Origin of the sequence: Actinophytocola sp. (assembly GCF_035712165.1) — a bacterium.
Classification (GTDB): Bacteria; Actinomycetota; Actinomycetes; order Mycobacteriales; family Pseudonocardiaceae; genus DASYTH01.
The window spans coordinates 1-8,921 of sequence record NZ_DASTBH010000392.1 but is presented as its reverse complement, the minus strand read 5'-3'; the positions used below and the strand labels follow the sequence as shown (position 1 = coordinate 8,921).

The following is an 8,921-nucleotide window of genomic DNA, read 5'->3' as shown; positions in this document are numbered from 1 at the left end:
TCGACCGACGGCAGCACCTGGACCACCGTCTACTCCACCACGACCGCGACCGGCGGCACCCAGACGCTCGCCGTGACCGGCACCGGCCGGTACGTGCGGATGTACGGCACCGCCCGGGCCACCGGGTGGGGATACTCGCTGTGGGAGTTCGAGGTCATCGGCGAACCTGCGTCTGGTGCCTGCGGCACCGCCAACGCCGCCGCCGGCCGGCCCGCGACCGCGTCGTCCACGGAGAACGCCGGCACCCCGGCGTCCGCCGCGTTCGACGGGAACACCGCCACCCGCTGGTCCAGCGCGTTCAGCGACCCGCAGTGGATCCGGGTCGACCTGGGCGGCAGCCGGAGCGTCTGCCAGGTGGTGTTGCGGTGGGAGGGCGCGTACGCGACCGCGTACCAGATCCAGACTTCGACCGACGGCAGCACCTGGACCACCGTCTACTCCACCACGACCGCGACCGGCGGCACCCAGACGCTCACCGTGACCGGCACCGGCCGGTACGTGCGGATGAACGGTACCGCCCGGGCCACCGGTTACGGCTACTCGCTGTGGGAGTTCGAAGTGCGGACAACCGGCGGCGGCACCACCGACCCGGTCGAGCCGACCGATCCGTTCAACCCGAATCTCGGACCGAACACGTACGTCTTCGACCCGTCGACACCCACCGCGACGATCCAGAGCCGGCTGAACACCATCTTCAGCCAGCAGGAGACCAACCAGTTCGGCGCCAACCGGTACGCGGTGCTGTTCAAGCCGGGCACCTACACCGCCGACGTCAACCTCGGCTTCTTCACCCAGGTCGCCGGGCTCGGATTCTCCCCCGACGACGTCAACCTCAACGGGCACGTCCGGGTCGAGGCGTTCTGGATGGGAGGCAACGCCACCCAGAACTTCTGGCGCGCCGCCGAGAACCTGTCGGTGACGCTGCCGGCCGGCGTGACCGTCGAGCGCTGGGCGGTCTCGCAGGCCGCCCCCTACCGGCGCATGCACCTGCGCGGCGCGCAGAACCAGATCCAGCTCTGGAACGGCGGCGACGGCTGGTCCAGCGGCGGCCTGATGGCGGACACCAAGGTGGACGGCCAGGTCGTCTCCGGGTCGCAGCAGCAGTGGTTCTCCCGCAACAGCGAGTTCGGCGGCTGGTCCGGATCGGTGTGGAACATGGTCTTCACCGGCGTGACCGGCGCACCGCCACCGAACTTCCCCAACCCGTCGCACACCGTCATCGGCCAGACCCCGGTCGTCCGCGAGAAGCCCTTCCTGTACGTCACCTCCGGTGGCGAGTACCGCGTCTTCGTGCCGGCGCTACGCACCAACACCCAGGGCACCAGCTGGTTCGGCCGGACGCCGGCCGGATCGTCGGTCTCGCTCAGCCAGTTCTCCGTCGTCCGCCCGGGCGCGACGGCGGCGAGCATCAACGCCGCGCTGGACGCCGGCCGGCACCTGCTGTTCACGCCGGGCGTCTACCGCCTGGACCAGACCCTCCGCGTCACCCGGCCGGACACGGTCGTGCTGGGCCTCGGTCTCGCCACGCTCCAGCCGGACAACGGCATCACCGCGATGACGGTGGCCGATGTGGACGGTGTGAAGGTCGCCGGCATCATGTTCGAGGCCGGCACGGTCAACTCCTCGGTCCTCATGGAGGTCGGCCCGGCCGGCTCGTCGGCGAGCCACGCGGCCAACCCGACCTCGCTGCACGACGTGTTCTTCCGGATCGGTGGCCCGCACGCGGGCAAGGCCACGACCAGCCTGCGGATCAACAGCGACAACGTCATCGGCGACCACATGTGGCTGTGGCGCGGCGACCACGGCACCGGCATCGGGTGGAACCTCAACACGGCCGAGACCGGGCTCGTGGTCAACGGCGACAACGTCACGATGTACGGCCTGTTCGTCGAGCACTACCAGAAGTACGAGGTGATCTGGAACGGCAACGGCGGGCGGACGTACTTCTTCCAGAACGAGCACCCGTACGACCCGCCGAACCAGGCCGCCTGGATGAACGGCTCGACCCGGGGCTACGCCGCGTACAAGGTGGCCGACTCGGTCACCACCCACGAGGCGTGGGGGTTGGGCAGCTACTGCTACTTCAACGCCGACCCGTCGGTGGTGGCCGAGCGCTCGTTCGAGGTGCCGAACGTCGCCGGCGTGCGGTTCCACAACATGGTGACCGTGTCGCTCGGCGGGGTGGGCACGATCAACCGGGTCATCAACAGCACCGGCGGCACGGCCAACGCCACCAACCAGGTCGTCTACCTGACGAACTACCCGTAGACCCGCACACGGTCGCACCCGATCACCCAATCACCCGAGCGCTTCGGCAGGAGCAGGCCATGACCAGACGCGTCCTGGCGGCGGTCGCCGCCGTCCTGACCGCCGCCACCGGCGCCTTCGTCGCGGTTAGCCAGGCCACCGCGGCCGGTGCGCTGCTGTCGCAGGGCAAGGCGGCCACGGCGTCCTCCGTCGAGAACGCCGGCACGCCGGCCTCGGCCGCCGTGGACGGCAACACCGGCACCCGCTGGTCGAGTCAGTTCAGCGACCCGCAGTGGCTGCGGGTCGACCTGGGCGCCGCCGCCACCATCGATCAGGTGGTGTTGAGGTGGGAGGCCGCGTACGCCACCGGCTTCCGCATCGAGGTCTCCACCGACGGTTCAACCTGGACGACGATCTACTCGACCTCCACCGGCGGCGGCGGGACGCAGACCCTCGCGGTCAGCGGCACCGGCCGCTACGTGCGGATGTACGGCACGGCCCGCGCCACCGGATTCGGCTACTCGCTATGGGAGTTCGGGGTCTACGGGACGGCCGGCGCGAGTTGCGGCACGGCCAACGCGGCGCAGGGCAGGCCGGCCACGGCCTCGTCCGTCGAGAGCACCGGCACGCCGGCCTCGGCGGCGGTCGACGGCGACACCGGCACCCGCTGGTCGAGCCAGTTCAGCGACCCGCAGTGGCTGCGGGTCGACCTGGGCGGGACGGTGAGCGTCTGCCAGGTGGTCCTGTCCTGGGAGGCTGCGTACGCCACCGCCTATCGCATCGAGATCTCCGGCGACGGTTCGAACTGGGTCACGATCCACTCCACCACGACCGCGACCGGCGGTACGCAGACCCTCACCGTGGCCGGCACCGGTCGATACCTCCGGGTGTACGGCACCGCCCGCGCCACCGCGTACGGCTACTCGTTGTGGGAGTTCGCCGTCCGGACCGGCACCTCGACGACCCCGCCGCCGCCACCACCCCCGAACCCGCCACCACCACCTGACTCCTTCTGGGGTGACACCAGCACCATCCCACCGGCCCGCAACGTCCTCATGGTGAAGGTCCTGAACCGCACCAACGGCCGCTACCCAGACAGCGCGGTCTACTGGAGCCACAACGGTCAGGTGCACTCGATCGCGGAGCAGCCGTACTTCGACATGCCGGTCAACACGGCCGGCCGGATGTACTTCCACCTCGGCTCCCCCGACAGCCAGTACAACGACTTCATCGAGTTCACCGTCGGGCCCTCGGTGTTCAACGGCAACACCACCCGGGTGGACGCGTTCGGCGTCAAGCTGGCGATGCGCCTGCACGCGCACGACGGGTACGACGTATCGGTCGGCGAGGACCAAGACACCTTCGCCGAGGACCGGTCGGTCACCTTCCAGCGGTTCATCGACGCGGTGCCCCCCGAGTTCAGGGTGCTGGCGCAGTACCAGGCGCCGTACCGGATCATCGCGCCCGGCAGCCATCCCAACTTCCGTGCCGGCGGGGTGAACGCGAACTACTTCACCAGCTACGCCGCCTCGGTCGGGGTATCCGCCAGCACCTCCGACATCTTCGGCTGCGCCGGCAGCCTGGCCGGCGACCCGGACATGTGCGCCGCCCTCAACCGGCACGTGGCCACGCTGCCCCGGTCGCAGTGGTCCGATCCCAGCCGGTACTACCTGGCCGCCCCGGCGAACCACTACGCCAGGTTCTGGCACGACCGCGCCATCAACCGCCTGGCGTACGGCTTCCCGTACGACGACGTCGCCAGCCAGTCCTCGTTCATCTCCCACGGCAACCCGCAGTACCTGCTCGTCGCCGTCGGCTGGTAGTCGTCTGGCACGTCCCAGCGCGTACCTCCCGCCCACAGGAGTCGTCATGCCACCGGTTTCGCTGTCCCGCCGCCCCGGACCGGCGCTCGTGCTGGCCGCCGCCACCGTCATCCTGGTCGCCGGCCACCTGGTCGGCGCCGCGCAACCCGCCCGCGCCGCCGGTGCGCTGCTGTCGCAAGGCAAGCCGGCTACCGCGTCCTCCACCGAGAACGCCGGCACGCCCGCCTCCGCCGCGGTCGACGGCAACGCCGGCACCCGCTGGTCCAGCCAGTTCGGCGATCCACAGTGGATACGCGTCGACCTCGGCGCCAGCGCCGCGATCGATCAGATCGTGCTGAGCTGGGAGACCGCGTACGCCACCGCCTTCGGACTCCAGGTCTCCGCCGACGGGTCGGCCTGGTCCACGATCTACTCGACCTCCGCCGGCACCGGCGGGACGCAGACCTTGGAGGTCAGCGGCACCGGGCGCTACGTGCGGATGTACGGCACCGCCAGGGCCACCGGCTGGGGTTACTCGCTCTGGGAGTTCCAGGTGTACGGCACCATGGGGCAACCCCCCTCCGGCGGCACGCCGATCTCGGAGTTCAAGCCGGTAGCGGCCTCGTCCTGGGAGGGTGGCAACGCGCCCGCGGCCGCGCTGGACGGGCGCACCAACACCCGCTGGTCCAGCCAGTTCAGCGACCCGCAATGGATCCGCGTCGACCTGGGCGGCACCGCCGCCGTCACCGGCGTGACGCTGAACTGGGAGGCCGCGTACGCCACCGGCTACCGCATCGAGGTCTCCGCCGACGGTGCGACCTGGACGACGATCTACTCCACCACGACCGGCCGTGGTGGCGTGGAGAACCTCGGCGTCACCGGCACCGGCCGCTACGTGCGGATGTACGGCACCGCGCGGGCCACCGGCTACGGCTACTCGCTCTGGGAGTTCCGGGTCTTCGGCACCGTCGACACCTCCGCGACGTCGCCCACCATCCTCTCCGGCCCGACCCGCCCGCCCGCCACCACCGGCCAGTTCGCGCTCTCCGCTCCCGCCGACGGCGCCATGGTCACGAACACGCGCCGGCCCACCCTGTCCTGGGCCGCCGTCCCGGGCGCGGTGCGGTACCAGGTCTGGATCAACATCAGCCGGACCGACTACGACTTCGCCGCCGCCGGGAACCTGATCGACCTCTATACAAAGGTCGCCGAGCCGACCTCAACCGGCTACACGCCCACCTGGGACCTGCCGGACCGCTGGACGTACAAGTGGTTCGTCGTGGCGGTGAACGGCTCCGGCGCGACCACCACGTCCACCATCCGGCAGTTCGGCCTCTACCTGCCCGCCGTCACCGCCGTCGCCGACGGCGTGCCGGTCGTCAACGGCAGCCGGGACCTGAACCGGAACGGAGCCGTCGAGCCCTACGAGGACTGGCGCCAGCCGGTCCAGGCCCGGGTCAACGATCTGCTCGGCCGCATGACGGCCGAGGAGAAGGCGTACCAGATGTTCTACAACGCGCAGGTCCACCCGCGGTCCGGCTGGCACTTCGGGCCGGCACAGCCGCAGGACCTGCACGCCGCGCTGCTCGCCTCGTCCGGCACCCGGCTGGGCATCCCGTTCATCTCCGCCGGTGACACCATCCACGGCTACCAGACCACGTATCCGACCCAGAGCGCGCTGGCCGCGGCGCGGAACTATCCGCTGGACTACAAGCTGGCCGACATGCAGCGACGCGAGCAACTGGAGGTCGGCACCCGCGGCGTGCTCGGCCCGCTGGCCGAGGTCGGCACGAAGGTGCTGTACCCGCGCATCCAGGAAGGCAACGGCGAGAACGCGGACGTCGCCGCGGCACAGGTCCGGGCGCTCGTCGCCGGCCTGCACGGCGGGCCGGAGCTGAACCCGCGGTCGGTGCTGGCCACCGTCAAGCACTGGCCGGGCGAGGGAGCCGGCGGCGAGGCGCTGATCACGTACGACGCCGTCACCATCAAGTACCACATGATCCCGGTCCGGGCGGCGATGGAGGCCGGCGCGGTCAACATCATGCCCGGGTACGCCGGCAGTTCCTACCTCGACCCGGGCGGACCAGGCGCCGGCGACAGCGCCAGGATCCTGGCCTACCTGCGGCAGAACCTGGGCTACACCGGCCTGATCACCACGGACTGGCTGCCCTCCGGCTCCTGGGTCGGCGCGGCGAACGCCGGCTCCGACGTGATGGGCGGCGCCGATCCGGGCGCGGCCGGGTTCTCCGTGGCCACGTTCATCGCCGGCGTGCCGGCCGCCCGGATCGACGACGCCGTACGCCGGGTCCTTCGCCTGAAGTTCCAACTCGGCCTGTTCGAGAACCCGTACGGCGATCCGGTGAACGGGCCGTACCGGCTCCACACGCCGGCGTACGCCGCGCTGGCCAACCAGGCCTCGCGGGAGGCGATGACCCTGCTGAAGAACAACGGCGTACTGCCGCTGCGGCTGGCCGCCGGCGACAACATCGTGGTGGCCGGACCCCGCGCCGCCGACGGGGCGTCCTGCTGCGTCTGGACCAGCTACTTCCACCGCGAGTACGGATCGTCGACCATCCTCGACGCCATCCGGGCCCGGGCCGCGAGCGCGGGCGTCAACGTCTTCTCCGACACCGGCCCGTCGCCCAGGCTGGCCGTGGTCGCCGTAGGCGAGCCGTCCTACACCCATGGCACCAGCTGGGTGAAGGAACAGCCGTACCTGCCGGCCGACCAGCTCGCCGTCATCCAGAACTTCCAGCGGCAGGGGATCCCGGTGGTCGTCGTCCTGGTCCTGCCCAGGCCGTACGTGATCACCGAGTGGCACGACCTGGCCGGAGCGATCGTGGTCAGCTACCGCGGCGGCGAGGAGATGGGTCCGGCGGTGGCCAGCCTGCTCTTCGGCGACTACGCGCCGGCCGGCAAACTGCCCTGGCAGCTGCCGCGCGGCCTGGACCAGGTGCTCCGGCCGGGAGGCGCGGACGTGCTGGCGGACGCGGTGGAGCACTGGGATGTCCCGTACGACCTCGGTGCCACCGCCGCCGAACGCGCCGACATCCGCGCCCGCATCGACGCCGGCCGTCCGGTGCCGCCGACCTACGGCACTCCCCTCTATCCGTACGGCGCGGGCCTGTCCGGCTGGAGCTGACCAGCGCCGAACGCGAAGCTCAATGCGTAGGGCAGTTCAGAAGTCTGGATCGTTCAGGTCGACCGTCAGCGACCCTTCGCCAAGGCAGACGTGGCCGGAACCGTCCGGCACCGGCACGTCTGCGCCACGAACGACGTCGATGTGCGTGACGTTGTCGGGATCAGTGCTCAGCATGGCTTCCAGGTCAAGCGACGGGCCAAGAGTCAACCGCTCCAGCCTGGTTCCGCCACCAAGCTCAACGACGCGCGCGGAGCCGTCCGCCCGGTAGATGCCGTCCCACACCGGGACGAGGCCGTCGCCCCATAGCTGAACGACCCTGGTGGTCACCCGTTCGCTCCTTTCCTCGACGCAGTCGCCCAACAGGTCCCAGGCCGGCCTGGCGCCGCGCGCTCCGCGGCATGCCTTCCGTTCTCGGCGCCGTGCAGCTCGACGGGCTGTGCCAGGACGTACAAGGCCGATGGCGAGACGAGGAGATGCTGGACGCCGGGTCCGGTGTCCGTAGTCCCTCGGTCTTCCGCGGGAGCGGGTGCATTACCTTCAAACGCGCAGCATACGGGAGCAGCGGTGAAGCCGTTCCAATAGACCCACAGGCGGCCGCAGGTACGCATTAGACATCGATTGACAGGCGAGGTAGATCTGCTGTAGGAGCCCGCGGACCTTGGCCGACGAGATGGGCTTGGACGAACGATGATCGGGACCTCGCCGTCGTTCGCGAGGGCCGGGAGGTCAGGTCGAGCGTGCCTGCCCGGCCTGGCGAGCGAGCCGATCGCTTCTCGGGTCAGCGCGGTGCCCACGCCTCGCACGCCTGGATCACCAAACGTGCCGCACGATCGTGTGTCGGGGCGGCCGGTCACTTCGCTCGGGATTCGCGGCTCAACAGATCCGCGGCCTCGCGGGCTGCCTCCCGGGCGCGCACGGCCGCTTTAGCGCGGGTGATCGAGCGTTGCGGGTCGAGGCGGTATGCGAGTGCGGGATCGCCGACCAGGTCCACGACGGTGAGCCATTCGCCGGAGCGGACCAGGTAGCCGTCGGGGCTGCACAGGGCGTGCACGATGGCGCCGACGTGGCCGGCGCCGTAGACGACGGCAACTTCGATGTTCTCCAATCCGCGCTGCTCGTGCAGTTGTCGCAGGGCGGCGATGAGTCGGCGGTCGCGTTCACCGCAGATCGCCTCTTCCAGTTCGGGGGCGTCCAGCGCCCAGTCTTCTTCCTCGTCGGTGGGCAGGTCGTCCACCTGCATGGCCGTGGACCAGATCGCGGCGGAGCCGCCGAAGAGCCGGCCCAGGATCACCACGGGAAGAACGCACCACATCATCAGCCGGTGGGTCCACGGCGCCCGGCGCCACGACGAGCGGAACTCGTCGGCGTCGACGTCTGGGTTGATCACCGGTATGCCCGACGCGGTGAACGCGGCGAAGTCGATGTCCTGCTCGACCAGGTCGACGCGCCTGTTGAACTTGAGGATCCGGTAGCTGAGGGTCAGGGCCGCGATCAGCGGCGAGCGTCTGGTCGTGCGTCGGACGCCCTCGGCGACGATCACGTCTGCGGTAGCCAGCCGGGCGGTCACGTCCGCGTAGAAGCTCAGGCTCGCCATGTGGATCATGGGGTAGATGACGAATTGCAGCGGCATCGTGCGGTGGCGGAGCCGGATCACCGCCGACCGGACACCGAACCGGGTCACCTCCAGGATCTGCATGGGCTCATAGTGGCCGCTTCGCACAAGACCCCGC

Annotated in this window: 5 protein-coding genes; 3 read left to right on the top strand and 2 right to left on the bottom strand. The window is 70.3% G+C overall.

Going from position 1 to position 8,921, the window contains the following annotated elements; all coding sequences use genetic code 11:
* The 3 genes from VFO68_RS21765 to VFO68_RS21755 all read left to right on the top strand — a co-directional run.
* Positions 1-2,268: discoidin domain-containing protein (locus VFO68_RS21765; RefSeq protein ID WP_414635544.1), on the top strand; the 2,268-nt coding region annotated here is incomplete at its 5' end.
* Between the two features lie 59 nt (positions 2,269-2,327).
* A complete protein-coding gene (locus VFO68_RS21760) occupies positions 2,328-4,070 on the top strand; it encodes a discoidin domain-containing protein (RefSeq protein WP_325160197.1) in 1,743 nt (580 codons plus the stop codon).
* Positions 4,071-4,116: 46 nt separating this feature from the next.
* A complete protein-coding gene (locus tag VFO68_RS21755; RefSeq protein WP_325160196.1) occupies positions 4,117-7,191 on the top strand; it encodes a discoidin domain-containing protein in 3,075 nt (1,024 codons plus the stop codon).
* Between the two features lie 36 nt (positions 7,192-7,227).
* Here the strand turns inward: VFO68_RS21755 and VFO68_RS21750 are convergent, their stop codons facing one another.
* Together VFO68_RS21750 and VFO68_RS21745 are read right to left on the bottom strand one after the other, a co-directional pair.
* Positions 7,228-7,518, bottom strand: a complete 291-nt coding sequence (locus VFO68_RS21750; RefSeq protein WP_325160195.1) for a hypothetical protein — start codon at positions 7,516-7,518, stop codon at positions 7,228-7,230.
* Positions 7,519-8,041: 523 nt separating this feature from the next.
* Positions 8,042-8,887, bottom strand: a complete 846-nt coding sequence (locus tag VFO68_RS21745; protein WP_325160194.1) for a hypothetical protein — start codon at positions 8,885-8,887, stop codon at positions 8,042-8,044.
* Positions 8,888-8,921 lie beyond the last annotated feature (34 nt).

Excerpts from the sequence above, each read along its gene's own strand:
- VFO68_RS21745 (WP_325160194.1), bottom strand. The coding sequence starts at position 8,887 with ATGCAGATCCTGGAGGTGACCCGGTTCGGTGTCCGGTCGGCGGTGATC.
- VFO68_RS21755 (WP_325160196.1), top strand. The coding sequence starts at position 4,117 with ATGCCACCGGTTTCGCTGTCCCGCCGCCCCGGACCGGCGCTCGTGCTG.
- VFO68_RS21760 (WP_325160197.1), top strand. The coding sequence starts at position 2,328 with ATGACCAGACGCGTCCTGGCGGCGGTCGCCGCCGTCCTGACCGCCGCC.